23 protein-coding genes are annotated in these 26,919 nt (G+C 68.2%); 13 read left to right on the plus strand and 10 right to left on the minus strand.

All coding sequences use genetic code 11. The annotated features are described in order from the left end of the window. The first annotated feature begins 143 nt into the window (after positions 1 to 143). The 3 genes from NOCYR_RS13425 to NOCYR_RS13435 are packed head-to-tail and all read left to right on the plus strand — an operon-like array spanning position 144 to position 3,173. On the plus strand, positions 144 to 1,130 hold the full coding sequence (locus NOCYR_RS13425) for a hypothetical protein (protein WP_052315502.1): 987 nt from the start codon (positions 144 to 146) through the stop codon (positions 1,128 to 1,130). A 46-nt stretch (positions 1,131 to 1,176) separates the two neighbouring features. Beyond that, positions 1,177 to 2,127 carry an acyl-ACP desaturase gene (locus tag NOCYR_RS13430; protein ID WP_014350922.1) on the plus strand — a complete coding sequence of 317 codons (951 nt, stop codon included), beginning with the start codon at positions 1,177 to 1,179 and terminating at the stop codon, positions 2,125 to 2,127. Beyond that, positions 2,124 to 3,173 (plus strand): alpha/beta hydrolase, encoded by a 1,050-nt coding sequence (locus tag NOCYR_RS13435; RefSeq protein ID WP_014350923.1) that lies wholly within the window; start codon positions 2,124 to 2,126, stop codon positions 3,171 to 3,173. The genes NOCYR_RS13430 and NOCYR_RS13435 overlap by 4 nt, the downstream gene beginning before the upstream one ends. 3 nt (positions 3,174 to 3,176) lie before the next feature. Here the strand turns inward: NOCYR_RS13435 and NOCYR_RS13440 are convergent, their stop codons facing one another. Further along, positions 3,177 to 4,214 (minus strand): fused (3R)-hydroxyacyl-ACP dehydratase subunits HadA/HadB, encoded by a 1,038-nt coding sequence (locus NOCYR_RS13440; RefSeq protein ID WP_014350924.1) that lies wholly within the window; start codon positions 4,212 to 4,214, stop codon positions 3,177 to 3,179. A 43-nt stretch (positions 4,215 to 4,257) separates the two neighbouring features. After that, the gene (locus NOCYR_RS13445; protein ID WP_231856077.1) at positions 4,258 to 4,878 is read right to left on the minus strand and encodes a YdcF family protein; all 621 of its coding nucleotides are present in this window, start codon (positions 4,876 to 4,878) and stop codon (positions 4,258 to 4,260) included. Between the two features lie 402 nt (positions 4,879 to 5,280). Between NOCYR_RS13445 and NOCYR_RS13450 the strand changes: the two genes are divergently transcribed. The 3 genes from NOCYR_RS13450 (at position 5,281) to NOCYR_RS13460 (ending at position 8,736) form a co-directional block, all read left to right on the plus strand. Continuing rightward, positions 5,281 to 6,474, plus strand: a complete 1,194-nt coding sequence (locus NOCYR_RS13450; RefSeq protein WP_048833327.1) for an esterase/lipase family protein — start codon at positions 5,281 to 5,283, stop codon at positions 6,472 to 6,474. Between the two features lie 679 nt (positions 6,475 to 7,153). Then, positions 7,154 to 8,395, plus strand: coding sequence for an oxygenase MpaB family protein (locus NOCYR_RS13455; RefSeq protein WP_048833328.1), 1,242 nt, complete (start codon positions 7,154 to 7,156; stop codon positions 8,393 to 8,395). Between the two features lie 35 nt (positions 8,396 to 8,430). Next, positions 8,431 to 8,736 (plus strand): hypothetical protein, encoded by a 306-nt coding sequence (locus tag NOCYR_RS13460; protein WP_048833329.1) that lies wholly within the window; start codon positions 8,431 to 8,433, stop codon positions 8,734 to 8,736. Between the two features lie 13 nt (positions 8,737 to 8,749). On the opposite strand, the gene NOCYR_RS13465 is transcribed toward NOCYR_RS13460, so the two are convergent. Beyond that, positions 8,750 to 10,003 carry a Glu/Leu/Phe/Val dehydrogenase dimerization domain-containing protein gene (locus tag NOCYR_RS13465; RefSeq protein WP_014350929.1) on the minus strand — a complete coding sequence of 418 codons (1,254 nt, stop codon included), beginning with the start codon at positions 10,001 to 10,003 and terminating at the stop codon, positions 8,750 to 8,752. Positions 10,004 to 10,198: 195 nt separating this feature from the next. Here NOCYR_RS13465 and NOCYR_RS13470 point away from each other — a divergent pair, with 195 nt between their 5' ends. Continuing rightward, positions 10,199 to 11,152 (plus strand): LysR family transcriptional regulator, encoded by a 954-nt coding sequence (locus NOCYR_RS13470; protein WP_014350930.1) that lies wholly within the window; start codon positions 10,199 to 10,201, stop codon positions 11,150 to 11,152. A 3-nt stretch (positions 11,153 to 11,155) separates the two neighbouring features. Here NOCYR_RS13470 and NOCYR_RS13475 read toward each other — a convergent pair whose 3' ends face one another. Continuing rightward, entirely contained in the window at positions 11,156 to 11,614 is a 459-nt protein-coding gene (locus NOCYR_RS13475) for a hypothetical protein (protein WP_014350931.1), read from the minus strand. 254 nt (positions 11,615 to 11,868) lie between these two features. On the opposite strand from NOCYR_RS13475, the gene NOCYR_RS13480 reads away from it, so the two are divergent. Further along, on the plus strand, positions 11,869 to 12,888 hold the full coding sequence (locus tag NOCYR_RS13480; protein ID WP_014350932.1) for an alpha/beta hydrolase: 1,020 nt from the start codon (positions 11,869 to 11,871) through the stop codon (positions 12,886 to 12,888). Between the two features lie 173 nt (positions 12,889 to 13,061). Further along, entirely contained in the window at positions 13,062 to 13,538 is a 477-nt protein-coding gene (locus NOCYR_RS13485; protein ID WP_014350933.1) for an HAD-IIIC family phosphatase, read from the plus strand. Between the two features lie 74 nt (positions 13,539 to 13,612). Here the strand turns inward: NOCYR_RS13485 and NOCYR_RS13490 are convergent, their stop codons facing one another. After that, positions 13,613 to 15,208 carry a GMC family oxidoreductase gene (locus NOCYR_RS13490; protein ID WP_014350934.1) on the minus strand — a complete coding sequence of 532 codons (1,596 nt, stop codon included), beginning with the start codon at positions 15,206 to 15,208 and terminating at the stop codon, positions 13,613 to 13,615. Positions 15,209 to 15,353: 145 nt separating this feature from the next. After that, the gene (locus NOCYR_RS13495; RefSeq protein ID WP_014350935.1) at positions 15,354 to 17,084 is read right to left on the minus strand and encodes a GMC family oxidoreductase N-terminal domain-containing protein; all 1,731 of its coding nucleotides are present in this window, start codon (positions 17,082 to 17,084) and stop codon (positions 15,354 to 15,356) included. Positions 17,085 to 17,184: 100 nt separating this feature from the next. Between NOCYR_RS13495 and NOCYR_RS13500 the strand changes: the two genes are divergently transcribed. Further along, on the plus strand, positions 17,185 to 17,874 hold the full coding sequence (locus NOCYR_RS13500; protein WP_014350936.1) for a MerR family transcriptional regulator: 690 nt from the start codon (positions 17,185 to 17,187) through the stop codon (positions 17,872 to 17,874). Between the two features lie 77 nt (positions 17,875 to 17,951). After that, positions 17,952 to 18,644, plus strand: coding sequence for a TetR/AcrR family transcriptional regulator (locus NOCYR_RS13505; protein ID WP_014350937.1), 693 nt, complete (start codon positions 17,952 to 17,954; stop codon positions 18,642 to 18,644). Here the strand turns inward: NOCYR_RS13505 and NOCYR_RS13510 are convergent. Further along, positions 18,605 to 19,297, minus strand: a complete 693-nt coding sequence (locus tag NOCYR_RS13510) for a TetR/AcrR family transcriptional regulator (RefSeq protein WP_014350938.1) — start codon at positions 19,295 to 19,297, stop codon at positions 18,605 to 18,607. The genes NOCYR_RS13505 and NOCYR_RS13510 overlap by 40 nt on opposite strands. A 153-nt stretch (positions 19,298 to 19,450) precedes the next feature. Here NOCYR_RS13510 and NOCYR_RS13515 point away from each other — a divergent pair, with 153 nt between their 5' ends. After that, complete coding sequence (locus NOCYR_RS13515) at positions 19,451 to 21,487, plus strand: CocE/NonD family hydrolase (RefSeq protein WP_014350939.1); 2,037 nt, start codon at positions 19,451 to 19,453, stop codon at positions 21,485 to 21,487. A gap of 117 nt (positions 21,488 to 21,604) precedes the next feature. Continuing rightward, entirely contained in the window at positions 21,605 to 22,114 is a 510-nt protein-coding gene (locus tag NOCYR_RS13520; RefSeq protein ID WP_014350940.1) for a GNAT family N-acetyltransferase, read from the plus strand. A gap of 33 nt (positions 22,115 to 22,147) precedes the next feature. Here the strand turns inward: NOCYR_RS13520 and NOCYR_RS13525 are convergent, their stop codons facing one another. From NOCYR_RS13525 to NOCYR_RS13535, 3 genes are all read right to left on the minus strand, one after another. Beyond that, positions 22,148 to 23,317: an AI-2E family transporter gene (locus NOCYR_RS13525; protein WP_014350941.1), complete on the minus strand. Its 1,170-nt coding sequence runs from the start codon at positions 23,315 to 23,317 to the stop codon at positions 22,148 to 22,150. 105 nt (positions 23,318 to 23,422) lie between these two features. Next, on the minus strand, positions 23,423 to 24,745 hold the full coding sequence (locus NOCYR_RS13530) for a family 1 glycosylhydrolase (protein WP_014350942.1): 1,323 nt from the start codon (positions 24,743 to 24,745) through the stop codon (positions 23,423 to 23,425). Between the two features lie 645 nt (positions 24,746 to 25,390). Continuing rightward, positions 25,391 to 26,839 carry an amidase gene (locus tag NOCYR_RS13535; protein ID WP_048834152.1) on the minus strand — a complete coding sequence of 483 codons (1,449 nt, stop codon included), beginning with the start codon at positions 26,837 to 26,839 and terminating at the stop codon, positions 25,391 to 25,393. Positions 26,840 to 26,919: the final 80 nt, after the last annotated feature.

Raw genomic sequence — 26,919 nt, forward strand, 5'->3', positions numbered from 1 at the left:
GGGCCAGCGCTCGGATCGTTGTCCCTACAGTCCGTTATCTTATTGTGATTCCGCCCAACCGGCCCGGATTGCGCTCATGACTTCTCCGATTCCCCACCGCAGGGGGTAATTTCGCCGCTGATCCCCGATAGCGTCCGGTAGTCATGATGGGCACACAGGCCGGCGCGGATATCTCGAGCCTGGAAGCGAAACTCGTGCGATTCCTGATGCGCCGCAGGCGGGGCACGCACGGCGGCGACATCGCGGCCACGGTGCGGCACTGCCTTGCCGAAGCGGTACAGCAGCTGCACCCGCGCAGCGGGCGGCCGGGCGCGGGCGCCGAGGCGATCGCGGGGGCGGCGGCGCGGTGGGCGCGTGAGGGCGTCGCCCTCGAGACGGTGCTGGGCGCCTACCACGAGGGGATCCGTCAGGGACTGGAATTCCTGGCCGATCACGCCACTGACGACGACGCCGCCGACGGCTCGGCCGCGCAACTGCTGGCCGGTACGCAGCTGATGGTGCAGGTGCTCGAACTGGTGACGGTCACCGCCTCGGCCGCCTACCTCGACGAGCACCGCCTCGTCGCGCGCGAACATCAGACCGCCGCCCAGACCCTGGTCTCGGCGCTGTTGAGCGGCCACGGCGTCGGCGCGCTGGCCCGGCGCACCGGCATCGCGGTGGCACCGGCCTACCAGGTGGTGGCGCTGGCGATCCCGCCGCATCCGGACGAACTCGACGCCGGCATCGGCGCGGTCTCGGCGGGCCGGCGCAAACTGCGCCGGGTACAGGCGGCGCTGGCCGCTCCGCTGGGCTCGCGGTCGTTGTCGCTGCTGTCCGCCGACGGGGGCACGGTGCTCGTCCCGCAGGACCCGGCCTCCGCGTTCGCACCGTCGCCCGCGATGACCGGTGAGGTGCTCGAGGTGGTCGGCGAGGCCGCCGAGGTGGCGCTGACCGCCGTGGTGATCAGCGGACCCACCCAGCGCATTCCGGAACTGGCCGGTCGCGCCCACGACGTGCTCGAACACGTCCGCGGCGCAGGGCATCCGGCGGGCCTGTACCGGATCACCGAAGGCAGTGACGCCGACGGTGAGGCCGGCTGCCGGTACCTGCCCGACGTCCCCGACGCCGTCCGCATCGGCCGATCGGCCTGAGCATCCGCGCCCGATCTCGATTCCGCCCCGGGACAAGGAGAACACTGTGACCACCGCGCTGACCGATCGCGACATCTTGCGCGAACTGGAACCGATCGCCGAACGCCAGCTCCACGATCATCTCCGCAAAGCCAAGTCCTGGAATCCGCACGACTATGTGCCCTGGGACGACGGCCGCAATTTCGCGGCGCTGGGCGGCATCGATTGGGAACCGGGACAATCGAAGCTGTCGGACGTAGCGCGCGTGGCCATGGTCACCAATCTGCTCACCGAAGACAATCTGCCGTCCTATCACCGCGAATTGGCCGACACCTTCACCCAGGACGGTGTCTGGGGCACCTGGGTGGGACGCTGGACCGCCGAGGAGAACCGGCACTCCATCGTCATGCGCGACTACCTGGTGGTGACCAGGGCCGTCGACCCGGTCGCGCTGGAACAGGCCCGCATGACCCATATGAGCACCGGTGTGGCGAAACCGGAGCGGGGCTCGCAATTCCTGCGCTCCACCGCCTACGTCACCTTTCAGGAACTGGCCACCCGGATCAGTCACCGCAATACCGGAATCGCCTGCCAGGAACCGATCGCCGAACGCATGCTCCAGCGCATCGCCGCCGACGAAAACCTGCACATGATCTTCTACCGCACCATCAGTGGCGCCGCCCTGGATCTGGCACCCGACGACATGCTGCGCGCGATCACCGATGTGGTGACCCGGTTCCAGATGCCCGGCCTGACCCAACCGGATTTCCGCCGCAATTCGGTGCTGTTGGCCAAGAACGGCATCTACGACCTGCGCCAGCACCTGGATGTGGTGCTGCGGCCGGTGCTGCGGGCCTGGCGGGTCTTCGACCGCACCGACCTCGGCGGCGAGGGCGAACGAGCCCGCGACGAACTGCACGCCTTCCTCGACAATCTCGAACGGCGCGCGGTGCGGTTCGAGGAACGTCGCGAGGCCGTGGCCGCGCGCCGGGCGGAACGAAGCGCTGCGGCCGGATGAGTACACGACTACCGGTGACGGCGGCGGCGATGGCACTGGTCGCCGCCGTCTGCGTGACGCCCGCGGCCGCCGAACCCACAGAATCGGTGCCCGTGCTGGGTTCGCCCGGCCCTGGCGTCGAAACCGCCGTCACCCGAACATCTTTGATTCGTGTGGAGGTACTCGACAAGCAGCGCATCCGGCTGCATATCGCGTCGGCGGCGATGCGGCGGGTGATCGCCATCGACACCCTGATCGGCACCGGCCCGGCCCCGCGCCCGACGCTGTATCTGCTCGACGGCGTCGACGGCGAGAAGACCTCGGGCTGGCTGACCAAGGGCGGGGCGGCGGAATTCTTCGCCGGCAAACCGGTCGACGTCGTGCTCACCACCGGCGGCACCGGCAGCATGTACAGCGACTGGGTGCGCTCCGACGCCGCCCTGGGCCTGAATCGGTGGGAAACCTTTCTCACCGAGGAACTGCCGCCGCTGGTGGAGACCTATCTCGGCGGCACCGGCGTCCGCGCGATCGCAGGGGTGTCGATGGGTGCGCAGGCGGCGATGATGCTCACCCAGCGTCATCCGGGGATGTACCGGGCGGTGGCGGGAATGAGCGGCTGCTATTCGACCGCCGATCCGCTGGGTCGCGCGGTCACCACCATCACCGTCGCCTCCCGCGGCGGTAACCCGGAGAACCTGTGGGGGCCGCCGTCGTCGCCGGAATGGGCCGCCCACGACAGCCTGCTCGGCGCCGAACAGTTGCGTGGCACCGCGATCTACCTGTCGGCGGCCACCGGCGCGCCGACCGGCGTCGACCTGACCGAGGTGGCGCGGGCGCCCGATATCGTCGCGGCGCTGGGGGAGATGGGCGGTGGCGCGGCCCTGGAAGCGGGCGCGCGCTCGTGTACCGAGCGCATGGCCGCCCGCCTCGACGAACTCGGTATCCCGGCCACGGTGGAGCTGCTGGACCAGGGCATGCACACCTGGCCCGACTTCCGGGCGCAGCTGCCGCGCACCTGGCCGACGCTGGCGACCGCACTCGGGGTGTCGTCCACCCCGCCGCGCTGACACTCAGGCGGTGAAGCGCACTTCGGCGGCGGCATAGCCGAACAGTTTGCGCCCGTGCGAGCGTGCATCGATGGCAACGGTACCGCGACGTCCGCTCGCATCGAGTGAGGTGATCCGGCCGCTGAACTCGATCGGGCTCGACGCCAGCGCCGGCACCCGCAGATAGTGGGTGTTGTGCGCGAATTGCGCGCGCAGCCGGGTGACCGCGGCGGGATCGCCGAGCCAGGAACTCAGATACCCCGCCGCCAGCCCGAGCTTGAGCATGCCCGGCGCCACCACGGTGGGCAGCCCACATTCGATGGCGGTGCGTTCGTCGAACAACACCGGGTTCGTATCGCCGGTGACGCCCGCGTAATTCACCAGATCACCCCGCGAGAGCCACAACACCGTCGGTGGCAGCACGGCGCCGACCCGCAGCGACGCGGGATCGATCGTGGTGCACGGTATGTGCCGCGGCACCACCGCGGACACCGTTTCCGGGCCGGCCGCGGTGATGGTGCCGGGCACCGCGTCGGCGCGCGGATCGGTCATCGCCACCCGGCGTACCGCCTCGCCGAGACGTTCGGCCTCACCGGTTCGTGCCAGCAGCGCGGTCGACCCGGTCTGCACCACCTCACCGGTGGCGTCGGTGAGCACGCTCTTGATCGCCATCACGTCGTAATCGGCGAAATGGCGGAAGGATTCGAAGTAGATATCGCAGGTCAACTCGTCGCCGGCGATGAGTGGACGGCCGATGTCGATCACCTGATCGGCGTGCAGGATCCGGGCCGGGTCGTAGCCGGTGAGCACGGTGTCCAGGATCTCCCGGTGCACTCGCAGCAGGATGATCGAGGCGAACGTCGACGGTGCGATCAGACCCGGGTATCCGAGTGCGGCGGCGGCGGATTCGTCCCAGTGCGCCGGGTGGCGGTCCTGTACCGCACGGGCGTATTCGCGGATCTTCTCCCGGCCCACGGTATACCGGTGCGAGGACCGGTAACGGTGGTCGAGCAGGGCCCGCACCTGATCGGCGGGGGCGAGAGTGGTGGCTGCCTCGGACATCTGTGCTCCCTACAAAGCGCTCGGAACGAAAATTCGGGCGGTCTCAGCGCATGGGCCCGAACACCCAGGCGGGGACCGGATTGTGGTCGGGGGTGACGGCCGCGGCGACCGGCACGCCCGCGCCGATGAAGCTGGCGACGGCGCGGTCGATATGGTCGGCCGAGGTCACCACGACGGCGTCGCGGGCGCCGATCTCCTGCATGATCCGCGCCGAATGGTGTGCGTTCTGCACGGTGTCGACCGCGGCCGGATCCAGATGCACCCGCTCGGCCGGAATACCGTGGCGTACCAGCCAATCCGCCATGGCGACGGCCTCGCTGACACCGTTGCGCGGGTTGCCGCCGGTGACGATGATCGGCGAGCCCGGCGCCAGCAGCGCCTGGATGTAGCCGGCGCGTAACCGCGCGACCAGCTCGGGCCGCATGCTGCCGTCGGGTAGGAGCCCATAGCCCAGCACCACGATCGCGGTGCCCGGCCCGTGCACCTGGACCAGCGGCCCGGACACGAACTCGGCCGAACCCGTCGAATCGGCGGCGGCCGCGGGGGAGTGCAGACCCGAGCCGATCAGCGCGGCCGCACCGAGCAGCGTGGCTGCGGTCAGCCGCAGCCCGACTCGCTTGCGGTGCGGCCTGCCGGCGGAATGGATGCGGGTCGGCGATGCCATCGAGTCGAACATGGGCACTCCCAGAATGTGCCGGGCGGTGATCACCGCTGGCGGAAAATGGTATTGCTCCATGATTCGGCACGGGCCGGGAAATGTGTCGTGATCAGTTGGTTATCTGGAGGATTCACCGATTCCCGCGGCCGCTTTTCGTGCCGACCCACGTGTGATTGTGATGGCGGACCGGGCACCGCCGTGCGGGTCTGTGAGATTCACCGGGCGTGGTTGCGCGGCGATTTCTGTGTCCGGTCCCTAATGGCGCGTGAGGGCGTTCGTGAGGTTTCCAGACCCCATGGCGGCGCGCTGGTTTCGGGGTCTTGCGGTCTTAGCGTTGGCGCAGTTTCCGTGCCGACGACCGGCACGTCGGCACTGACACTGGAACATTGTTGTTCAGGAAGGCACGTTATGAGACGAAGTACCTCTCGCCGGTTGTTGCGTTCGGTGGTGGTGGCGAGTGCGGCGGTGCTCGCGTTGTCCACGGTGGGTGGGCAGGCCGCGGCCGCGCCGACGGAGCAGGATCTGGCCGACTATATTGCGGCGGGGCGGTCGGTGGCGGGGCCGGTGGCCGATTCGGGGTCGAGTTCGGGGTCGGCGTGTGATTCCGGTAGCGGCGCCGGCTCGGGTAACGGGTCCGGTGATTGCTACGGGGGTTCGGGGTCGAGTTCGGGGTCGTCGGGTGGGTATGCCTCCGATACCATCGGTTACGGGCCTTCGCAGACGTCGTGGCTGGCGGCGTTCGCCTACGGCCTGGCCAACGGTGATGCGGCCCCGCCCGGCGCCAACGACTGGAATTGCAAGCCGACGGCGGAGCATCCGCGGCCGGTGTTGTTGATCCACGGCACCTGGATGAACGCCTACAACGGGTTCGCCTACATGGGTCAGCCGATCAAGGATGCCGGGTTCTGCACCTTCACCTTCAACTACGGGCGCTCGAATCTGCTCGAGGGTGGCGGGTTGGGGTCGGTGCTGCCCGGGGTGATGGGCACCGGCTACATCCAGGACTCGGCCAAACAACTGGCGGTGTTCGTCGACCGGGTGTTGGCGGCGACCGGCGCGTCCGAGGTCGATATCGTGGCGCATTCGCAGGGTGGGTCGATGTCGAACTGGTACACCAAGTTCGAAGGGGGTGCGGCGAAGGTGAAGAACCTCATCACCTACGGCGCCACCCATCACGGCACCAGCCTCGACGGCATCGGCGCCCTCGGTCGCGCGATCAACAACCTGGGCATCGATATCCTCGGGTTCATCGAGATCTTCGTCGGGCACGCCGGGATCCAGCAGACCATCGGCTCGGACTTCGTCAACCAACTCAACGCAGGCGGCGACACCGTCCCGGGCGTCGACTACACCATCGTCGGGACCCGGTATGACGAGATCACCAACCCCTATGATCTGACGTTCCTGAAGCCGGGACCGGGAGCCACGGTCCGCAACATCACCCTGCAAGACGGCTGCGAACAAGACATCTCCGACCACCTGACGATGATGTACTCGCCGCGCGCGTTGTCGATCGCGTTGAACGCGTTGGATCCGGTGCAGTTCCCGCAACTGCAATGCACCTTCAACCCCTGGCTCATCGGCGGCGGCGGACAACTCTGACCCGCCCCTAGACCGGCACCCACCGGACCGGATCGACTAGCGACTCCGGCGACCGGCCCGGTAGCTGCCAGGCCGCCGCGCCCACCGTGCCGGCGGACGGGAGACCCCTCAACCCGCCCCTGTCCGTCCCCCGCATCGCGAGCCCGGCGGAAAATGCCCACCGAACGGCCGACACGCACCCGGCCGTTCGGTGGGCATGCGGCCTTTCCGGGCGTGCGCCGGTCCGTCTGCCGCGCATCCCGGTAGCGGCGCCCGTGCTGATTTTTCAGGCCACCGGCCGTCATCGTTGCTCGATGGCGGCCGGTGGCCTGTGTCATGCCTGGGTCTGTGTTGTCGCTTGGGTGTGCTGGTGTCGCTAAGTTACTCGGAATTGCTGTTGTTTCGGGGAGGGTTGCCGACCGGGCAGCGCCTCCTGGGTCGCAGCGCGCGCAGTGCCGTCCCGCCTGGCTGACCGGGCCGATTCTGCTGGTCCAGCGAGCCTTGTCAGGGCTGTTGATCATCGTCTGCGCGGCTTGCGGTGATGGGAAGGGGAGTGGACGAACCGATTCTCCGAAAACGTGTACACGGTTACGGCGCCCTGTTAAGTTAATGACTATTCCGCACCGCTGCGGGGGTGGGTGGCCTGCCTGTTCTCCGCGCGCGGGGGGGATCTGCTTGTACTCGATGAGGAGTGGACGCCATGGATGGACTCAACAGGCGAAATGCGTTGAAGGCCGGTGGGATTCTGGGTGCGCTCGGCGCCATGGCGGTGGTCTCGCCCGCCCGCGCCGAACCCTGGACCTGGTCACCCAACGGTTCGGTCGCCGGATCCGGGACCGGAGCCGACCCGATGACGGTATGGGACCCCGAGGCCGATGAGCTGGTCGCCGGCCTGATCGACCGCGGCGACGTCCCGAGGGTCAACGAACTACTGCGCACCTGGACGGCCAACGGGCAGCCGCTGCCCGCCGGGCTGCCTGCGGACCTGCGCGACTTCATGGAGTACGCCCGGCAGATGCCGCACTGGACCGATCCGGCGAAACTGAACACCGCGATCGAATTCAACAAGAAGCGCGGCCTCTACCTCGGTGTGCTCTACGGATTCGCCAGCGGCATGATGAGCACCGTCATTCCCAAGGAGGCGCGCGCGGTCTACTACTCCAAGGGCGGCCACGACCTCAAAGACCGCATCACCAAGACCGCCAAACTCGGCTACGACATCGGCAGCAACAATGCCTACGCCCCCGACGGGGAAATGGTCGTCACCTGCGTCAAGACCCGGCTCGTGCACGCGGCCGTGCGGCATCTGCTGCCGCAATCGCCGCACTGGGTGCAGTCGGCCGAGGAAGACATTCCGATCAGCCAGAACGACATGATGGTCACCTGGCACAGCCTGCCCACCACCGTCATGAAACACCTGACCAATTGGAAGGTGCCGATCCCGCCGCACGAATCGGAGGCATTCCTGCATTCGTGGCAGGTGGCCGCGCACATGCTGGGCATCCGCGACGAATACATCCCCAATTCCTGGCCGGAAGCCAATTCCCAAGCGGCACAGGTGCTCGACCCGATCCTCGCCGCGACTCCGGAGGGGGCGAAGCTGGCCGATCGGCTGCTGGGGCTGGGCGCCAATGTCGATTTCGCCATTCTCAGCAAGCCGGTACTGGGTTCGTTCACCCGATTCCTGCTGGGCGACCGCATCGCCGACGGGTTGCGCATTCCGCGTGAACCGCTGTGGGATCCGTTGCTCCAGTTCAGCTGGGGCCCGTTCATCGCGGTGCGCGAAGGTGTGCTCACCGTGGCACCCCCGGCGGCGGATGTGTATTGGCTGTTCGACGAATTCCTGCGCAAGGGCGCGCTGACGTATCTGTCCGAACTGCGGATGCCGATCAGCATCGAAATCCCCACCATGAACCGCGATATGAGCAAGCCCCATCGCTGAGCCACCGATCCACCGAACATCAAGGAGCGCGAAAAGTGCGTAATACCCTGCGTTGTGCCGCGGCCTCCGTCGCGGCGGCCTCCCTCGTCGCCGCGGCAGCCGGCGCGAACGCCGAATCGCCGGCGTCCGTCGCGCCGGTTGCCGAAGCCGGCACCGGCTCGTCCATGCTCGATGCGGGCTCGTCGGCCGCGCAGTCGGCCGGCTACCTCGCTCAGCGCGGCGACATCATCGGCGTCCTCGTCCTGCTGGGCATCACCCCGTTCCAGATGCTCACCAGCGGAATCTGTGATCTGGCCACGGGTTCGGGCCTCGGCAATCCCTGCTCGCCGTCGCGGTACTGACCGGTGACGGCGCTCAGGGGATGACGACGGGCCCCGCGATCGGAGCCGGATCGTCGGCCCAGCGCTGCCCGGCCTCGCGCGGGGTGAGCCCCTGCTCGGCCCAGGCCGCCAGCAGTTGCGCGACTTTCGCGTGCATGATGGTGCGCAGCCGGTCGAACGAGGTGTCCGGATCGTCGTCGACCTCACCGAGCAACAACCACCACGCCCAAGCGACGGCCCCGGCATTGGCGACGAAATCCGGTACCACCGGGATGCCACGCGCGGCGAGCATGGCCTCGGCCTCCGGTGTGGTGGCGGCGTTCGCGGCCTCGACGACGATGCGGGCCCGGATGCCGAAGGAGTTGTCCGGGGTGATCGCATAGGAGATGGCCGCGGGCACCAGAATGTCGGCCTCGCAGGACAGGATCGCCGAGCGCGGCAACTGCTCGATGCCCTCCGGCAGCCGGGAGCGGTCGATCTCCCCGTAGCCGTCGCGCAACGCGAGCAGTGCCGGGATATCGAGTCCGTCGGCGCAGTGGAGGGTGCCGGCGGCGTCGGCGATGGCGGTGATCGTCATCCCGGCCTCGTGCAGGTAGTAGGCCGCCGCACCGCCCATGGTGCCGATGCCCTGGATCGCCACCGTGGTGCCCGACGGCGCCTGCCCCCACCAGACTGCCGCCGCCAGACAGGCGTGCGCGACGCCGTAGCCGCCGATCACGTCGCCGAGCAGGAAACCGCCGTCGACCGCCGCGTCCAGCCCGCGCCGCACCCGGGCCAGCGTGGCGGCTGGGTCGGCGGCGCGGCGGATGGCGGCGTGATAGCTCTGGCCGAGGCCGAGTGTGTCGAACACCGCGTCGATCAGATGTTGCGGGACGCCGAGGTCCTCGGCGGTGACCCAGTGCGCGTCCAGCCACGGACGCATGGCCTCACAGAACCGTTCCAGCACCTCGACCGCGCGCGGATCCTTGGGGTCGAAGTCGATGCCGCCCTTCGCGCCGCCGACCGGGAGATCGAAGGTGGCGGTTTTGGCGGCCATCCCGCGCGCCAGATCTTCGACCTCGCTCAGCGTGCACCCGGCGCGCATCCGGGTGCCGCCGGTGGCCAGGCCGGCCCGCAGGGTGTGCACGACGAGGTAGCCGACCGCGCCGGTGTGCGAGTCGGTCCAGTGCAGGCGCAGATACGGTTCGGTGCGGCGGATGGCAGGCGCGGCGGGTGGCGCGGTGAGGGCCGCGACATCGTGTGCGCTCGCCTGCGCGGGACCTCCGACCGGTTCGTGCATTGTCGTCATGGCCGACACCTCCCTGTTTCTGCTCCATGCCTGCCAGGGCAACGCCGCGTCGCGCACACTCCGGCTCGGTTTCGATCGCACCCGATTCGGGTACGACCTCTGCTGCCAGCGTGCATTCGCACAGGTCCATGCGTCTATTTACGGTTGGTTCACGGCTGTGTTCACCGTTGCTGCACAGCGCTTAGGCTCGAGGGCATGGATCTGTCGCTGGCCCGCCTGCGTATGTTGCGTGAGCTGCACCGGCGCGGCACCATCACCGCGGCCGCCACCGCGCTCCACTACACCGCCTCGGCGGTGTCGCAGCAGCTGGCCCAACTCGAACGCGATGTCGGGACGCGGCTGCTGGAGCGGCGGGGCCGCCGGGTTCAGCTCACCGACCAAGGTGTTCTGCTGGCCGAACATGCCGAGGAAATCCTGGCCTCGGTGGAACGTGCCACCCAGGCGCTCGAGGACGCGGCCGATTCGGTGACGGCGACGCTCACCGCCGGGGTGTGGGCCTCGGTTGCCTCCGGTCTGCTTCCCGACGCCCTCAATGCCCTCGCCCGCACCCACCCCGGCATCCTCGTGCGCACGCGGGAACTCGCGCCCGAATCGACGGCCGCCGCAGTGCGCGACGGTGCGCTCGATCTGTCGTTCGTGCTCGACTACTCCAACTACCCGATGGCTTGGGATCGTGGCCTCGAGCGTGCGGTGATCGCGGTGGAGCGGCTCTACGCCGCGGTGCCCGCTGGTGCTGTGCCCGCCACCAGCATCACGCTGGCCGAACTGGCCGAGCACCCGTGGATTCTGGCGCCGGCCCGTTCGCATTTCGGGCACGCGGTGCGGTTGGCGTTCCAATCGGCCGGGGTGGCGCCGCGCATCGACCACGAAGTGGAGGAACAGGCCACCGCGATGGCCATGGTGGCGGCCGGACTGGGCGTCACCCTCGTCTCCGACCTGGGCCTGGCGCTACGCCCGCCCGGGGTGGACGTCGTCGCGCTCGGCGACATCCTCACCCGGACGGTGTCGCTGGCCTACCGCACCACCACGGCTCGCCGCGCGGCGCTGCTGCTGGTGGTCGACGCGATCCGGGCCGCCGCGCAGGACAAGGGCCTGGGCGCCGACACCGCGCTACCGAACCTCAGCGAGATCGCACCCCCACCGCGCTAGCGGTCAGTTGTCCCAGCCCGCCAGCGCCGACGCCAGATCGGGCACCTCCAGGATGTCGATCGCCTGCTGACGCACATCCGGGCAGGTCTGAGTGGTCACGGTGTCGACGATCGAATTGTCGCGAATCACCTCGTCATTGAGCCCTTCATTGCGAGCCGCCCAGTTCTGCACCGTGCCGTTGAAGCTGACCTTCGCCACGGTCGAGCCCTGATCGCGCCAGTTGTCCAGCTCCGGCTCGATCATGTCGCACAACTGCTGCGCGGCCTGCGGGGTCACGGTGTCGTCGTCACCGTCGGGCGAGGTGGTCGCGCCCGGCGTGGTCATGGTGATGGTGGGCATGTCGGGCGTTCCCGGCACCGGATCGGAGCTCTCGTCATCGCCACACCCCGCCAGCACCGCACCCGCCGCCAACGCAGCAGCCGCCGCCGTCGATCGCACCAGATAGCCACGGAACCGTTTCATCACATCTCCTCACAGATAAACGGGTACCTGTCGTGGCTGTACCCGATCGATCTGCGGACAACCAGCGGCCGTCCGCCGCTTGTGTTCTGTCTCTAGGCATGAAGACGGGTGTTGGTGAGGTGTCCAGACCCGATCTTGTTCCCCGGGGTGTGGGGGCGGGCGGGTTCTAGGTTGGGCGTGTTTCATCTGCCGTCGACCAGCTGGTGAGTGCCGGTTCGTGCCGGGCGCCGGCCAGGACAGGAGCTCGAGGTCTCATGATCGGATCTGGATTGGCCCGCCGCGGGCGCAGGGTGGCGATCGCGCTCGCCGTGGTGGCCGCCGCGTCGGGCGTGGCGGTGGGGCCGAGTGCGACGGCCGAGCCCGCGTCCTCGATCACCGGGTCCTGGGCGATCGACGACCGGACGGTGCAGTTGCGGGTGCATTCGGCGTCGATGGACACCGACATCATGGTGAATGTGCAGCGGCCGGCCGATCGGTCGGTGCCGCGGCCGGTGCTGTATCTGCTGAACGGCGGCGGTGGGGGACAGGACAGTGCAACCTGGCAGAAGAACACCGATGTGCTGCGATTCCTCGCCGACAAGGACGTCAACGTGGTCCAGCCGATCGGCGGGCGCTGGAGTTACTACACCGACTGGCGGGCGCGTGACCCGAAACTCGGTGTGTACAAATGGAAGACGTTCCTGACCGAGGAACTGCCGCCGTTGATCGACGCCGAATTCGGCACCACCGGCGTCAACGCGATCGCCGGCCTGTCCACCTCGGGCACCTCGGTGCTGCAACTGCCGATCGCCAAACCCGGCCTGTATCGTGCCGTGGCGGCCTACAGCGGGTGCGCGCAGATCAGCGACCCGATCGGCCAGCAGTTCGTGAAGCTGGCGGTGGAGTCGTGGGGCGGCGGCGACACCGACAACATGTACGGCCCGCCGGGCGATCCGATGTGGGCGGCCAACGACCCGTATGTCAACGCCGAGGGACTGCGCGGGTTGAAGCTGTTCATCTCCACCGGCACCGGAATCCCGGGAATGTTCGACGTCTACAACGGCACCCACATGCAGCCCGGCCCACGCGGTTTCGCCAATCAGCTGGTCCTGGGCGGCCTGATCGAGGCCGCGGTGAACTGGTGCACCCACAATCTGCGTGACCGGCTGCATCAGCTGGGTATCCCGGCCACCTTCGACTTCCAGCCGACCGGCACCCATTCCTGGGGATATTGGCAGCAAGCGATGAAGGACTCGTGGCCGGTGCTGGCCGACGGGCTCGGTTTGCCGCGATGACATCCCGCGCACGAGTGGTCGCCGGATGATCGCTATGGGTAGCATCGTCCCGGCCGTATGGGCCCGGGAAAGCCGGGTCTTGCCCGGCCCGTGCCGTGCGCTGGATGGTGTGCTGGACCCGCCTGCCGTGTTCGGCGCGGCAGCAGTGATGAGAGACCGATAGGGGCGCCCAGATGCAACCGGCACTGCGATGTCTTGTCTGGGAACTGGACAACACGCTGTGGGACGGCGTCGTCTACGACGGCACCGTGGGCGCGTTGGACCGCTCCGCGCTGCGCACGCTGCGGATCCTCAGTGAACGCGGCATGTGGCACGCGGTGGCCAGCCGCGGCGACCGCGCCCGCACCACCGAGATGCTGCGCAGGCACGGGCTGCACGAGATGTTCTCCGTCGTCGAGATCGGCTGGGGCCGCAAGTCCTCGGCCATCGTGCGCATCAGCAACACGCTGGGCCTGCGGCTGGACTCGATCGGTTTCGTCGATCCCGAGCCGGTGGAGCGGGCCGAGGTGGCACGGGCGCTGCCGCTGGTGCGCTGCTATGCCGCGCGCAACGCGGGCATGTTGCTCAATCACCCCGACTTCCGGCCGGTGGTGCGCCCTGAGCGTGACCCCACCCCGCCGCTGGGCTTCGCCCGCGTGCCCGCACGCTGAACGGCACCGAGATATCCAGGAAGCCACGTGGTTTCGGCCCGCCCATGATCACGATCGTGGGCGGGCCGCTCGGCTCAGCTGTTCGCGCCGCGCTTGATGAACGTCGCCGCCTGCTCACCGATGAGCACCGACGGTGCGTGCGTGTGCCCGCGCACCAGCACCGGCATCACCGACGCATCGGCCACCCGCAGCCCCTGCACGCCACGCACTTCCAGCTGCGGGGTGACGACGCTGGCGGAATCGGTGCCCATCCGGCAGGTTCCGGCCGGATGGTAGAGGGTATGCGAGTAGCGATTGAGCGACAGTTCCAGGGTCTGCTCGATATCGGCGGGCGGCTGCGGCGGGTAGATGATGGGCCCGAGCACCGATTTCAGCGCCGGTGACTCGGCCAGCCGAACACAGGTGCGCAGCCCGGACAGGATCGCCGCGCGGTCCGCACCCTCGGCGTCGGACAGATAGCGCGGGTCGATGACCGGTTTGGCCGCTGGATCCTTCGAGGCCAGACTGATCCGGCCGCGGCTGTGCGGGCGCAGCAGCACCGTCGCCAGCACCACGCCGTGCTCGGTGGGCTCGCGCAACCCTTCATAGAAGAACGGGGCGGGGGCGAAGATCAGCTCCAGATCGGGCAGCTCCAGCTCCGGATCGCTGCGCAGGAAGCCGTAGGCCTCACCGACGTTGGAGGTCAGCATGCCGCGGTGGCGCAGCAGATAATCCAGCAGTTGACGCGGCTTCTCGGCAGCGAACAGCGAATCGGAGCCGACACCGTAACCCACCGCCGACACAAGATGGTCCTGCAGGTTCGCACCGACCTCGGGGGCGTGGTGCACGGTCTCGATGCCGAGCCGGCTCAACTCCTCGCGGTCGCCGATGCCGGACAGCATCAGCAGCTGCGGGCTGTTGATCGCCCCGCCACACAGCACCACCTCGCGTCGCGCGGTCGCGGTGACGGTGGCGCCGCCTTGGCGGAATTCCACGCCGGTGGCGCGGGTTCCGTCGAACAGCACCCGGGTGGCCAGCGCCTCGGCCCGCACGATCAGGTTCGGCCTGCGCAGCGCCGGGCGCAGGTAGGCATCGGCGGTGCTCCAGCGACGGCCACCGCGCTGGGTCACCATCGTCTGGCTGAAACCCTCCGGCGCGGGCCGGTTCGCCGGCTCCACCGGGAAACCGCATTCGCGCACCGCCTCCAGATAGGCGGCGGTGAGACCGCGCGGGCTGCGCTGATGGGAGATGTGCAGCGGGCCGCCGGTGCCCTCGTCGGGATACTGGGCACCCTCGACGTTCTCGATGCGCCGGTACTGTTCGACAACCTTGGCGAAACTCCAGTCCTCGCCTGCCAGCAGCGCCCATTCGTCGTAATCGGCGCGGAAACCGCGCACCCACATCATCGCGTTCATCGACGACGACCCACCGAAGGTCTTACCGCGCGGCCAGTAGATCTGGCGGCCGTCGAGCTCCGGCTGCGGTTCGGTCAGGTAATCCCAATCCACCTCGCTGCGGAACAACTTGGAGAACCCGGCCGGGATATGGATGAACTTGTTCTTGTCCTGTGGCCCCGCCTCCAGCAGCACGACCGTGGTATCCGGATCGTCGCTGAGCCGCGCGGCCAGCGCCGCACCCGCCGACCCCGCCCCGACGATCACGTAATCCGCAGCGACCTCACCTGTACTCACTGTCCATCTCCGATCTCACTGTGTAGGGCAAACATACGAGCACGCGATGGTCACCGGGCCGGAATCCCGGCATCCCCGCCGACGGCTCCGGAAACGTCGCGCCCCCGCCGGCGGGAGAGCCGGCGGGGGCGCGACGAGCGGGGGATCAGCCTGCCGCTGGGGCGCTGTCGGAGCGGCGGGCGGGGATGGTCGGCAGCTTCAGCGCGGTGGGCGCGTGCGCCGGTACGACCGGGTGGTGCGGGGCGATCGGGGCGATGCGCTGGTACGGCGCGCCCTGTTCGGGCCGCAGATCCTGTTCGCCCTTGTTGGGCCAGTAGGCGGCGGCGCGCTCGGCCTGGGCGGTGATGGTCAGCGACGGGTTGACGCCGAGGTTGGCCGAGACGGCGGCACCGTCGACGACGCTGAGCGTGGGGTAGCCGTAGACGCGGTGGTAGGCGTCGATGACCCCGTGCTCGCGGTCGGCGCCGATGGCCGCCCCACCCAGGAAGTGCGCGGTGAGCGGAATGTTGAACACTTCGCCCCAGGTGCCGCCCGCGACGCCGCCGATCTTTTCCGCGACGCGGCGGGTGACGTCGTTGCCCGCCGGAATCCAGGTCGGGTTCGGTTCACCGTGGCCCTGCTTGGAGGTGAGTTTGCGGCCGAACAGCCCGCGCTTGGTGTAGGTGGTGATGGAGTTGTCCAGATGCTGCATGACCAGCGAGATGATGGTGCGCTCACTCCAGTTGCGCACGCTCAGGAAGCTCAGCAGCGTCAACGGGTGCAGCAGTGCGATGCCGAGGAAGCGCAGCCAGCGCGGGATGCGGCCGCCGCCGTCGACCATCAGCGTCTGCAACAGGCCCATCGAGTTGGAGCCCTTGCCGTAGCGCACCGGCTCGATATGGGTGTCGGGGGTGGGGTGGATCGAGGAGGTGATCGCCACGCCCTTGGTGAAGTCCTGGCCCGGCACCACCTTCTTGGTGGCCGCGCCGACGATGGACTCGGAGTTGGTGCGGGTGAGCACGCCGAGCCGGTCCGACAGCTCGGGCAGCACACCCTGATCCTTCATGGCGTGCAACAGCTTCTGGGTGCCGAGCGTGCCGGCGGCGAGCACCACATGGCGGGCGGTGTAGACGGCCGGATTCTTGCGCACCCAGGCACCGGTGCGTTCGGTCGCCACTTCCCAGCTGCCGTCCGGCTGCGGCCGCAGCGCGGTGACCGTGGTCATCGGAATGACCTGCGCGCCCGCCTTTTCCGCGAGGTAGAGGTAGTTCTTCACCAGGGTGTTCTTGGCACCGAACTTGCAGCCGACCATGCAGTCACCGCATTCCAGGCAGCCGGTGCGCTCGGGGCCGACCCCGCCGAAGTAGGGATCTTCCACCGTCTTGCCGGGTTCACCGAAGAACACGCCGACCGGGGTCTGCACGAAGGTGTCGCCGACGCCCATGTCCTCGGCGACCTGTTTGAACACCTCGTCGGCCGGAGTCATGTGCGGGTTGCGGACCACGCCGAGCATCTTCTGCGCCTGCTCGTAGTACGGGCTCAGCTCGTCGCGCCAATCGGTGATCTCACGCCACTGCGCGTCCTGGAAGAACGGCTCCGGCGGCACGTACAGGGTGTTGGCGTAGTTGAGCGAGCCGCCGCCGACGCCGGCGCCGCCGAGGATCAGCACATCGCGCAGCGGGTGGATGCGCTGGATGCCGAAGCAGCCGAGCTTGGGCGCCCACAAGAATTTGCGCAGGTCCCAGCTGGTCTTGGGTAGTTCGTCGTCGGCGAAGCGGCGGCCGGCCTCGATCACGGCGACCTTGTAGCCCTTCTCCACCAGTCGCAGCGCCGTGACGCTGCCGCCGAATCCGGACCCGACGATGAGGACGTCGTAGTCCGTCGCGTGCTGAGACATGGGGAAACTCCTCGATCGGCGTCGGCAGTGACGCCGGTTACGCTAATGACGACAGTTGGAACTGTCAACGAAGGGTGCGCTTGGTATCTATGCTGGTCGCGTGTCCCGATACAGCCGCACCCAGCTGGCCGAACTGAGCGGCGTCCCGGCGCGAACGATCCGCTACTACCATTCGCTCGGCTTGCTGCCCAAGCCCGAGCGGGTCGGCAAGGAGGCGCTCTACCGCACCGAGCACCTCGACCGGCTGCGCGACATCCTCGCCATGCAAGCCCGTGGCCTGCGGCTGGACGCGATTCGCGAGGTCTTCGCCACCGAAACCGGCACGGGCACCAGCGACTGGCGTGCGGTCTTCGATCCACGCAAACCGGGTCATGCGGATCAGTCCACTGTCCTCGACGACGACGAACTCAGCGAACTGCTCGGCGACCGCCGCCCCGACATCCTCGACGAACTGCAGGCCGCGCAATACCTGGAACGCCGCGGCGAGAACTGGGCGATCCCGGACCTGCCCATGCTCAAAGGTGCGCTGATCCTCTACGACGTGGGCACCGACGTCACCCTCAGCGGCGCCCTGCGCAAACTCATCCGCGCCCGCATCGCCGACCTGGCCGACGAAATGGTGCGCACCTTCCGCGACGCCGCCGCCACCAGCTACGGCGGCGAGGGCATCGGCAGCGACCTGAGCCGATTCCGGGACCGTTTCCGCGCCGCCGCCTGGGAGGTCGGCGGCGCCACGCTGGCCGATGAGATCGAGCGCGCGGTCGCCGAGCTGGACGAATCCGGGCACTGAACCGCAGCGATTCGCGTGCTGGGGAGCGGTGATCACTATTGTTGACATCGCTCTCGGCAATGGTTCAGGGTGGCACCATGACCACACCCAGGGCCCGCGCCCGCGCCCAGACGATGGACGACATCAAACGTATCGCGCGCACCCAGCTGGCCACCGAGGGCGCCGCCGCGCTGTCGCTGCGTGCCGTTGCCCGCGAGCTCGGGGTCGTCTCCTCGGCGGTCTACCGCTACGTCCGCAGCCGCGACGAACTGCTGACGCTACTGGTGGTCGACGGCTACGACGCGCTCGGCGATGCCGTCGACGCCGCCGTCGCAGCCGCCCCCGACGACCCCGCCGCCCGTCTGCGCGCCGCCGCACACGCCGTACGCGACTGGGGCCTGGCCGAACCCGCCTGGTACGGCCTGCTATTCGGCACCCCCGTACCGGGCTACGCCGCCCCCGCCGAGCAGACCGTCGCACCCGGCACCCGCGTCATCGCGACCCTGCTGCGCCTGCTCGAAACCGCCCACCACGCCGGTGCGCTCACCGAGCCGACCACCACCGCACCCGCTTCCCCGGCCACCCTCGCCGACTTCGCCCGCATCCGTACCGAATTCGACCTCGACATCCCCGACTGGCTACTGGCCCGGGCCCTGGTGCTGTGGAGCGCGCTATTCGGCGCGGTGAGCTTCGACGTCTTCGACATGTACGGCGCAGGCACCTTCAGCGACCGCGCCGACGTGTTCGACCTTCAGTTGACGGGCTGGCTGGAGCTGCTCGGATTCGGCTGAGCAGGCCGTGCCCCACACAGAATGAGCGCGGTCCGGGTGAACAGCTCGGCGAGCTCGGGCAACTTGTCGGCGCCCCGCTCGTACAGGCATGCGACGATCCGATCGCTGATACCGCCCAACAGCATGTCGATCAGCGCGGGATCCGGTTCGGCGGGAACCTCGCCCCGCTCCACGCCGATCCGCGCGACCGCCATGATGTGCTCGGCGAACAGGCGATGCACCCGTGCCCGGTGTTCGACCAGAGCCGGTCCCGCGGCCAGGATCTCGATATAGAGCGCCCGGGTGGCGGCGGGTTGAGCAGCCAGAATTTCCAGGAAGACCCGGAACGAAGCATGCACCCGGTCGGCGAACGGCGTATCCGCGCTCAGGGTGATCGTCTCGCCCAGCAGCCGCAGGCACCCGTCCACGGCCGTGTCGTAGGCGGCGGCGAAGCATTCCTCCTTGCCGCCGAACAGCGCGTAGAAGGTGCGCCGGGCGACCCGCGCACGTCCGACGATCTCGGTGACCGTGGTCGGGGCATAACCCAGCTCACCCACCGCTTCCAAGGCGGCCGCGCACAGCCGCTGGTACTGCGAGTTTTCGACTTCTTCGCGGGTCAGGCGGTGCGGGCCATGCGGCAGCCGATCGGGCGGCCCATCAGTCAGCACGGTCATGTGACCAGGATATGGGTTCGGCGGTACATGGCTCTTCCGCGCGGCGGGCCGATGGTGAGATCCACGCCATAGTTGCCACCGAATGTGATCCATCCTATGGTTACCCGCGAGTCAGGAACGAGGTAGTTCCGCTCAGTCGGGATGAGGGGACACATGATCAGACATCGACGTCTCGTCCGCAGTGCCGTAGTCACCCTGGTGAGCATCGTCGCGGTCGCCACCGCGCTGGTGGCGGCCCAGACCGGACAGGCCCAACCGGACGGCGGCGCACTCGGCGCGCACTGGACCGCCACTCACGACGGACCGCGGACCTATCCGAATGTGCACATCGACTGGGATGTGCCGATCACGATGAGCGACGGCACGGTGCTCAAGGCCAACGTCTACCGTCCGGCCGACGCCGCGGGCAGGCCCATCGAGGAGAAGACGCCGACCATCGTCAACCTCACCCCGTACACCAAACTCGTCGGCAACGTACTGGATTCGGCGCTCACCTTCCCGGTGCTGGCCGACGCGCTGACCGAGCTGTTCAAGAGCTTCGACCTGTCCGCCTACGGCCTGGGCGGGCTCACCGAGATCACCAAGGCCATGCCCGCGGGCACCCTGCGCTCATTCGGCGTGGACCGCAAGCTCATTCAGAGCGGCTACACCCAGGTCGTCGTCGACGTCCGCGGCACCGGCTTCTCCCAGGGCATCTGGCAGGTCTTCGGCGAGCGCGAACAACTCGACGGCGTCGAAGTGGTGAATTGGGCCGCCGCCCAGCCCTGGTCCACCGGCAAAGTCGGCATGACCGGCATCTCCTATTCGGCGATCAACCAGCTGCAGACCGCCGAACGCAATCCCGAAGCGCTCCAAGCGATCTTCCCGATCGTGCCGGGCAGCGACCTGCTGCGCGATATCGCCGCGACCGGTGGTGGCGTCGGCTTCGGCTTCCTGCCGGCCTGGCTGCTGGCCGTCAACTCCTCCAAGCTGATCCCGGACGTGAAGTCGATCTTCGACGGCCGGTTCGACTGGAAATGGCTGGCCGACCGCGTCCAGGACCCGCTGACCTTCGTCAACTACCTGCTCGCCGCACTCACCGTGCCCAGCGTCGATGCCATCCCGCCGCATCTGATGGAACTCATCCAGGAAGACAGCGCGATCCGGCAGTCCTGGCTCGGCCACCCGGACAAGATCGACATCCCGACCTTCGTCTACGGCGGCTGGCACGACATCTTCACCTACTCCTCGCCCCGGGTCTACAACGCCGTCGACGTGCCCGACTCGCAGAAGAAGCTGATCATGGGCGACATCTACCACCTGACCACCGGCAGCGGGAACGGCCTGCCCGGTGCGCCACCGCGACTGGACGTGCTGCAACGCGCCTGGTTCGACAAGTGGCTCAAGGGCATCGACAACGGCATCGACACCTACGACAACGTCACCCTCTGGCAGCAGGGCGGCGGCTGGACCAGCACCACCGCCTTCCCCCGCCCGGGCATGGACTACCGGCGCATGTACCTCGACGCCGCGCCCTCGGGCACCGTGCGCAGTGTCCACGATGGCAGCCTGACCAGCGCGCCCGGCGCACCCGCGCAACTCACCGTCGCACCCGGCCTGGCCACCCTGTGCTCGCGTGACTCGGCCACCGGCACCGCGGGCATCACCGGCATCCTCGACGCCTGCGCCAAGGACTCCCGGATCAGCGAGACCAGCGCGCTGACCTTCACCAGCGCGCCCGTGCAGGGGCCCACCGAGATCTCCGGGCCGATCAACCTGCACCTCAACGCCGTCCACGACGCCACCGACGGCTACTGGTCGGTCACCGTCAACGATGTCGCGCCCGACGGCCGCTCCACCGTGCTGACCAGCGGCCAGCTCACCGCCTCGCTGCGCAAGGTCGACGAAAGCCGCGCCAGCCGCTCGGCCAACGGCGACTACACCGACCCGTACCCGGTGCTCACCCTCGACACCCGGCAGCCGCTGGTGCCTGGTCAACCCACCATCATCGATATCGGGCTGACCGCCACCGACGCCATCCTGCAACCCGGACACCGGCTGCGCGTGGACGTCTACGCGATGAACTTCCCGCGCGGCCTCCCACTGCGTCCACTGCTCAACGAAAGCGAGCTGAAACCGCAGCACGTGCGCCTGGACCCGAACCAACCCAGCTGGATCAACATCCCGGTCTCGGGCAACCCCGGCTGGTAACCAGCACCGCCGCAAGATATCTCGTGACCGCTCGGCTGCTCCCGTCGCTCTCCGGCGCGAGCAGCCGAGCGCGCTGATCTCACTATCCGGCGCCGAGTGAACACGTACGCTCGGCCCGTGGTGAACGAGACCGAGGCAGCGGTAGAACTCGTCGCGATAGACGACGCGGTGCTCGACGAACTTGTTCGAGTCGCCGTCACCGAGGCCGACGCCAACGAGGTGACGCCACCGATCACCCCGGGGCAGAACTGGACGCCGGCTCGCGAATCCTGGCTGCGGGCCTGTCACCGAGACCGTCGAGCCGGTTTCGACGGGCCACTACAGGAGTCGACGTGGGCGATCACGCTCGACGGCCGGGTGGTCGGGTCGATTCGTTTGCGGCGTCTCGAGGCCGGTGCGGCGGAGACCGGAATCTGGCTGGCGCGCAGTGCGCGTGGCCGCGGTATCGGTCACGGCGCGTTCGAGATCCTGCTCGCCGAGGCGCACGAGTTGGGCGTGACAACTGTCGTGGCCGACACCACTGCGGCGAACGCGGGTGCGCTCGGCATTCTCCGGCGCGCGGGATTCGTCATCGAGCCGCCGGACGCCGACGGCCGGGTCCGGGCGTCACTGGTCCTGGCGCGGTAGCCGGGCCGCGCGACGCTCATCCATCCAGCGTGCTCAATCCGCCACCGGCTCGATATCCGCACCTGGTTCCTCGGCAGTCACCGGCGGCGCGGTGAACAGATCGATCTGCTCGCCCACATACCGGATCACCACCGCCGCGACCGCCGCCACCGGCACCGCGAGGAACGCGCCGACGATCCCGTACAGCGCGCCGCCCCCGGTCACCGCCAGCAACACGATCACCGCGTGCAACTTCATGCTGCGGCTCTGCAACACCGGCTGGAGCACATTGCCCTCCAGCTGCTGCACCGCGATGATGATGCCAAGCACGATCAACGCGGTGGTCAAACCATTGGCGACCAACGCGACCAGCACCGCCAGCGCGCCGGCGACGAACGCACCGACCATCGGGATGAACCCGCCCAGGAAGGTGATCACCGCCAGCACCAATGCCAACGGGACATCCAGGATCACCAGGCCCAGACCGATCAGCACCGCGTCGATCATGCTGACCACCGCCTGGGTCCGGATGAACCCGCCGAGCACCGTCCAGACCCGGGACAGCACCTCCTCGAGATGCTGGCCGGCGGGGGAGCCGACCGTAGTGTGCAGCCACGGCAGGAACCGCGGCCCGTCCTTGACGAAGAAAAACGACAGCACCAACACCAGGAACAAGGTGATCAGCGCCGAAGTCGCGGCGCTGACGCCGGTGAACACGCCGGTCGCGATCTGCTCGGCACTGGACTGCAAGCGCGTGACCACGGCATCCACCGCGGAATCGAGCTGCTCGTCGCGGACATTGAGCGGCGGGCCCTGCAACCAATCGCGCACCTTGTTGATGCCCTCGGTCGACTTGTCCGCCAACGCCGGCGCCTGATCCACCACCGACGGCACGATCAGCGCGATCACCCCCGCCAGCACCGCGAGGAACCCGATCACCGTGACCGAGGCGGCCGCGGCCGGACGCAACTTGTGATCCATCAGCCACCGCGTCGGTGGCCACAGCACCGTGGCCACCACGATCGCCAGCAGCACCGGCAGCAGCACCACCCAGAGCTTGGCGATCACATTCCCGATCACCCAGGCACCGGCCGCGATCGCGACCACGCACAGCGCCCATTTCGCCAGCCACAGCACCCCGACCCCGATGGCGTCGCCCCGATTCGGCGTCCGGTCGCGAGCGGTCGGCTCGGCTGCGGTCTTCTCCTCGTTCGGCCCGTTCACGCCGCCAGTCTTACACGGATCCGGCACCCGGACCGGGCACGGCGATCGTGACGCCCATCGCCGTCAGCGGTCCGGGACCTCCGGTGTGATGGCCCGGGCGCCGACTCAGCGCGGGACCTGCACCGGGTCGACGCAGCTGGCCGGCGAATCGACGAAGGAACAGCCTGCCGGTCCACGCGTGGGCCGATAGCCGGAAGCGACACCACCCGCGCGGGTGATCTCGGCGTAGGCGGGCACCGCATCGGTCGGGCGGCGGGTCAGCGTCGGATCGGTCAGGACATCGACGGTGTAGAGGCCGAACCGCGGTGTGTAGGAGCCCCATTCGTAGTTGTCGGTGAGGCTCCAGTAGTTGTAGCCCATCAGGTTCATCCCGTCGGCCTTCGCCCGTTGCAGCCAGTAGACGGTGTCGCGCAGCAGATCCGCGCGGGTGTAGCCGTCCGCGCGTGGCCGGCCGTTCTCCGTGGGCATGCCGTTCTCGACGATGTAGAGCGGGCGCCCCGGGAACCGGCGCGCGTAATACTGCAGGGCGTAATAGATGCCCTCGGCCTGCAGCGGCATCGTCCAGAGCCGCTCGAAATCCGGCAGACCCGACATCATCGACTCGGGGGAGAAGCCGTAGTAATAGTCGATGCCGATGTAGTCGAGTTTCGCGCCGATCCGATCGATCAGCGGCCCGTTGACCACACCCTCGGCGGTCGGAATGTAGGCGACATTGCTGGAAACCATCGCACCCGGGTGGACGCGGTGGATGTGGTCGTAGATGGTGTTGTGCGCCAGTGCGATGCGCTCCTGCATGGCCGGCACGTGGCCGACCCCGATTCCGCCGTGCCGCATTTCGTTCAGCATGTAGATCGCGGGCTCGTTGAAGGTGATCCAGAGCGGGTCGTACGCGGCGTAGCGATCGACGACGGCGCGCGCATTGGCCAGCCAGTCGTCCACCATCGCCGGATTGCGCCAGCCGCCCCGGTCCACCTCCCATCCCGGGTACACCCAGTGGTCCAGCGTGAGCATCGGCCGCATTCCGGTCGCCCGGATCGCGGCGATGACGTCGTCGTAGAACCGGAATCCCGCCGGATCCCATTCACCCGGCCGCGGCTGTAGCCGGGCCCACTCGATGCCGATCCGATAGACCCGCACCCCCAGCTGCGCCGCCAACCCGATATCGGACCGGAACCGGCCGTAGAAGTCGATCGAGTTCAGATACGGATCATCGGTCTTACCCGCGGCGATATAGCGCGTCCAGTTGCTGTCCGGCGCATTGCCTTCGGACTGGAATCCGGAAGCCGCCACGCCCCACAGGAAATCGTCACCGAGCGGCGCGACCGTCTGCGGGGCCGGCGGCCGCGCCAGCGCCTTCCCGCCCAGTAGGGCAGTGGTGGTCGCGGCGGCGAACCCGGCGAGAACGTGGCGGCGGTTCGGTTGACCCATCGGACTCCAGCTCCTCATGGTGAAGGGTGCTCGGGGGCGGGTATGTCGCGGTAAGCCTAACGACCGATTGGGCGATGGGGTGGGGAAGTGGAGAGGCCCAAGGGATCTGCTGGCGCGGGGTAGGGGAGAGATGGAGCTCGGACGGAGGGTATCGAGGTAGAGCTGATGCCGTACCTCGGTGGAGGTCGGGCTGCTGGCCTATCCACTTCGCTCGTCGTAAACAATTACGCTACGTAGATATGCGCATCTACGCATGTGCACCCTCTCCAACCAAAGTCACCCCAACCGTTGGGGTACCTTCAAAAAGAAGCCAGGACGAGGGAGGGGACAGCGACGCTGCGGCGATCGGCTGCTGCTGCTGTTGCTGTTGCTGTTGCTGTTGGGAACCGGTTGGCATTGACTCTTCGGTTGGTGAGATCGGCATCGGTCACTCCTACGTGAGGCGGTCGGGGGAGATCGATGCGTGGAATCCCGTTGTTGCGAAGCGGGATACGCGCACGACAACGTCGTAGCCTGCGTCGATTACGGGCAACGGAATCGACGCAGCAGATTGTTGCTCGTTCCGGAATCCGCCCTGGAGCCGAGCGAAACAGACCACGTGCAGTACGAGAGCCGACCCACGGGTACGGCTCTCGTACGCGCCTCCTACGGTGCTTGGAACCCGCCGATCTTCTCCTCGAGTAGTTCTGCCAACCGCAATGGTGTGCGGTCCTCGAATCTCGGACCGATGAGCTGTACTCCCACCGGCAGACCCTCGGGGGAGCGGCCTGTGGGAATCGCGGTGGCGGGCAGGCCGGGCATGGTGGCCATTCCGGCCCAGACGAGCTGGTCGAAGTACGGGTATTGGGTGCCATCGATGTCGATGCGCCGATTGTCCAGACCGCCGTCGTGGTTGTGCGGGAAGGCGGGAGTGGGCGTGATCGGGCAGACCACGGCATCGAATTCGGCGAACAGTCGGCTCCAGCCTTGACGGTGGAGTTCACGGCGATAGTCGGCCGCGACCCAGTCGCGGTGGCTGAGCACCATGCCGCGCAGCCGCGCCGCATCGAGACTGTGGTCGTTGCCGTCGAGTGCGGCGGCCTTGGTGTGTAGCTGCTGGTACGCGTCGAGGGGAAGGCCGGCGGCGGCGTTCGACATCATCAGCGTCATGTAGATCGTCGCCGCTTCGGCGGGATCGGGCAGCAGCGGACTGTGCCGCTCGACGCGGGCACCTTCGTCGGCGAGCGCCTCGGCGACCCGGTTCACGCCCGCCCGCACGGCCGATCCGGTCGGGATGAGCGGATGGTCTTCGATGATCAGGACGCGGAAGTCCGACAGCCGTTGATGGCGCGGGGGCGGTAGGGCGAGGTCGTAGGCGATGCCGTGGGTCAGCGGATCGGGGCCGGCCATCACGTCGAGCAGGAGGGTGAGGTCGCGGGCGGTGCGTGCCATCGGCCCGGCAACGGCGAGGTCGAGGTCGACCGGCAAGGCGGGTGCGGGCGGTGCGACCATGCCGCGGGTCGGCAGCAGGCCGAACGTCGGCTTGTGTGCGTAGATGCCGCAGAAATGTGCTGGGGTGCGCAGTGACCCGGCGAGGTCGGAGCCGATGGACAGGGCGCCGAAGCCTGCCGCCAGGGCCGCGGCCGAACCGCCGGACGAGCCGCCGGAGGTGCGGCTGTGGTCCCACGGATTGCTGGTGGTTCCGTAGATGTCGTTGAAGCTCTGGATGTCTCGCAGCATGACCGGCACGTTGGTTTTGCCGAGGATGACCGCGCCTGCGTCCTTCAGCCGCGTCACCTGCACCGCGTCTTCGGCCGGTATGTGGTTGGCGTGTTGCGGCATGCCCCAGGTGGTGGGCAGACCGGCCATGTTGAAGGACTCTTTGACCGTCACGGGTATGCCGAGCAGCGGCCGGTCCTCGCCGCGGGCACGTGCCTGGTCGGCGCGGTGTGCGTCGGCCCGTGCGCGGTCGAAGGTTGCGACGCAGATCGCGTTGATCGTCTCGTCGTCGCGCTCGATACGGGCGATCGCTTCGTCGGTCAGTTCCACCGAGGTGACGTCACCGGCGTGCAATGCGGCCGCGAGTTCTACGGCCGGCCGAAAACTCCATTCCATGAATTCGACGGTATCGGCCATGCGAAATAGCCATAAAATGCCGGATCGCGCAATCGGAACCGGCGGAATTCGATCCGAAT

Source organism: Nocardia cyriacigeorgica GUH-2, from assembly GCF_000284035.1.
Classification (GTDB): Bacteria; Actinomycetota; Actinomycetes; order Mycobacteriales; family Mycobacteriaceae; genus Nocardia; species Nocardia cyriacigeorgica_B.

What these genes read in the sequence shown, in the direction of transcription:
- NOCYR_RS13510 (WP_014350938.1), bottom strand. Translation starts at nt 19,297, where the DNA reads ATGACCGTGCTGACTGATGGGCCGCCCGATCGGCTGCCGCATGGCCCG.
- NOCYR_RS13455 (WP_048833328.1), top strand. Translation starts at nt 7,154, where the DNA reads ATGGATGGACTCAACAGGCGAAATGCGTTGAAGGCCGGTGGGATTCTG.
- NOCYR_RS13530 (WP_014350942.1), bottom strand. Translation starts at nt 24,745, where the DNA reads ATGGGTCAACCGAACCGCCGCCACGTTCTCGCCGGGTTCGCCGCCGCG.
- NOCYR_RS13425 (WP_052315502.1), top strand. Translation starts at nt 144, where the DNA reads ATGATGGGCACACAGGCCGGCGCGGATATCTCGAGCCTGGAAGCGAAA.
- NOCYR_RS13505 (WP_014350937.1), top strand. Translation starts at nt 17,952, where the DNA reads ATGACCACACCCAGGGCCCGCGCCCGCGCCCAGACGATGGACGACATC.
- NOCYR_RS13445 (WP_231856077.1), bottom strand. Translation starts at nt 4,878, where the DNA reads ATGGCATCGCCGACCCGCATCCATTCCGCCGGCAGGCCGCACCGCAAG.
- NOCYR_RS13475 (WP_014350931.1), bottom strand. Translation starts at nt 11,614, where the DNA reads ATGAAACGGTTCCGTGGCTATCTGGTGCGATCGACGGCGGCGGCTGCT.
- NOCYR_RS13480 (WP_014350932.1), top strand. Translation starts at nt 11,869, where the DNA reads ATGATCGGATCTGGATTGGCCCGCCGCGGGCGCAGGGTGGCGATCGCG.
- NOCYR_RS13495 (WP_014350935.1), bottom strand. Translation starts at nt 17,084, where the DNA reads ATGTCTCAGCACGCGACGGACTACGACGTCCTCATCGTCGGGTCCGGA.
- NOCYR_RS13515 (WP_014350939.1), top strand. Translation starts at nt 19,451, where the DNA reads ATGATCAGACATCGACGTCTCGTCCGCAGTGCCGTAGTCACCCTGGTG.
- NOCYR_RS13435 (WP_014350923.1), top strand. Translation starts at nt 2,124, where the DNA reads ATGAGTACACGACTACCGGTGACGGCGGCGGCGATGGCACTGGTCGCC.
- NOCYR_RS13485 (WP_014350933.1), top strand. Translation starts at nt 13,062, where the DNA reads ATGCAACCGGCACTGCGATGTCTTGTCTGGGAACTGGACAACACGCTG.
- NOCYR_RS13470 (WP_014350930.1), top strand. Translation starts at nt 10,199, where the DNA reads ATGGATCTGTCGCTGGCCCGCCTGCGTATGTTGCGTGAGCTGCACCGG.
- NOCYR_RS13465 (WP_014350929.1), bottom strand. Translation starts at nt 10,003, where the DNA reads ATGACGACAATGCACGAACCGGTCGGAGGTCCCGCGCAGGCGAGCGCA.
- NOCYR_RS13440 (WP_014350924.1), bottom strand. Translation starts at nt 4,214, where the DNA reads ATGTCCGAGGCAGCCACCACTCTCGCCCCCGCCGATCAGGTGCGGGCC.
- NOCYR_RS13450 (WP_048833327.1), top strand. Translation starts at nt 5,281, where the DNA reads ATGAGACGAAGTACCTCTCGCCGGTTGTTGCGTTCGGTGGTGGTGGCG.
- NOCYR_RS13535 (WP_048834152.1), bottom strand. Translation starts at nt 26,839, where the DNA reads ATGGAATGGAGTTTTCGGCCGGCCGTAGAACTCGCGGCCGCATTGCAC.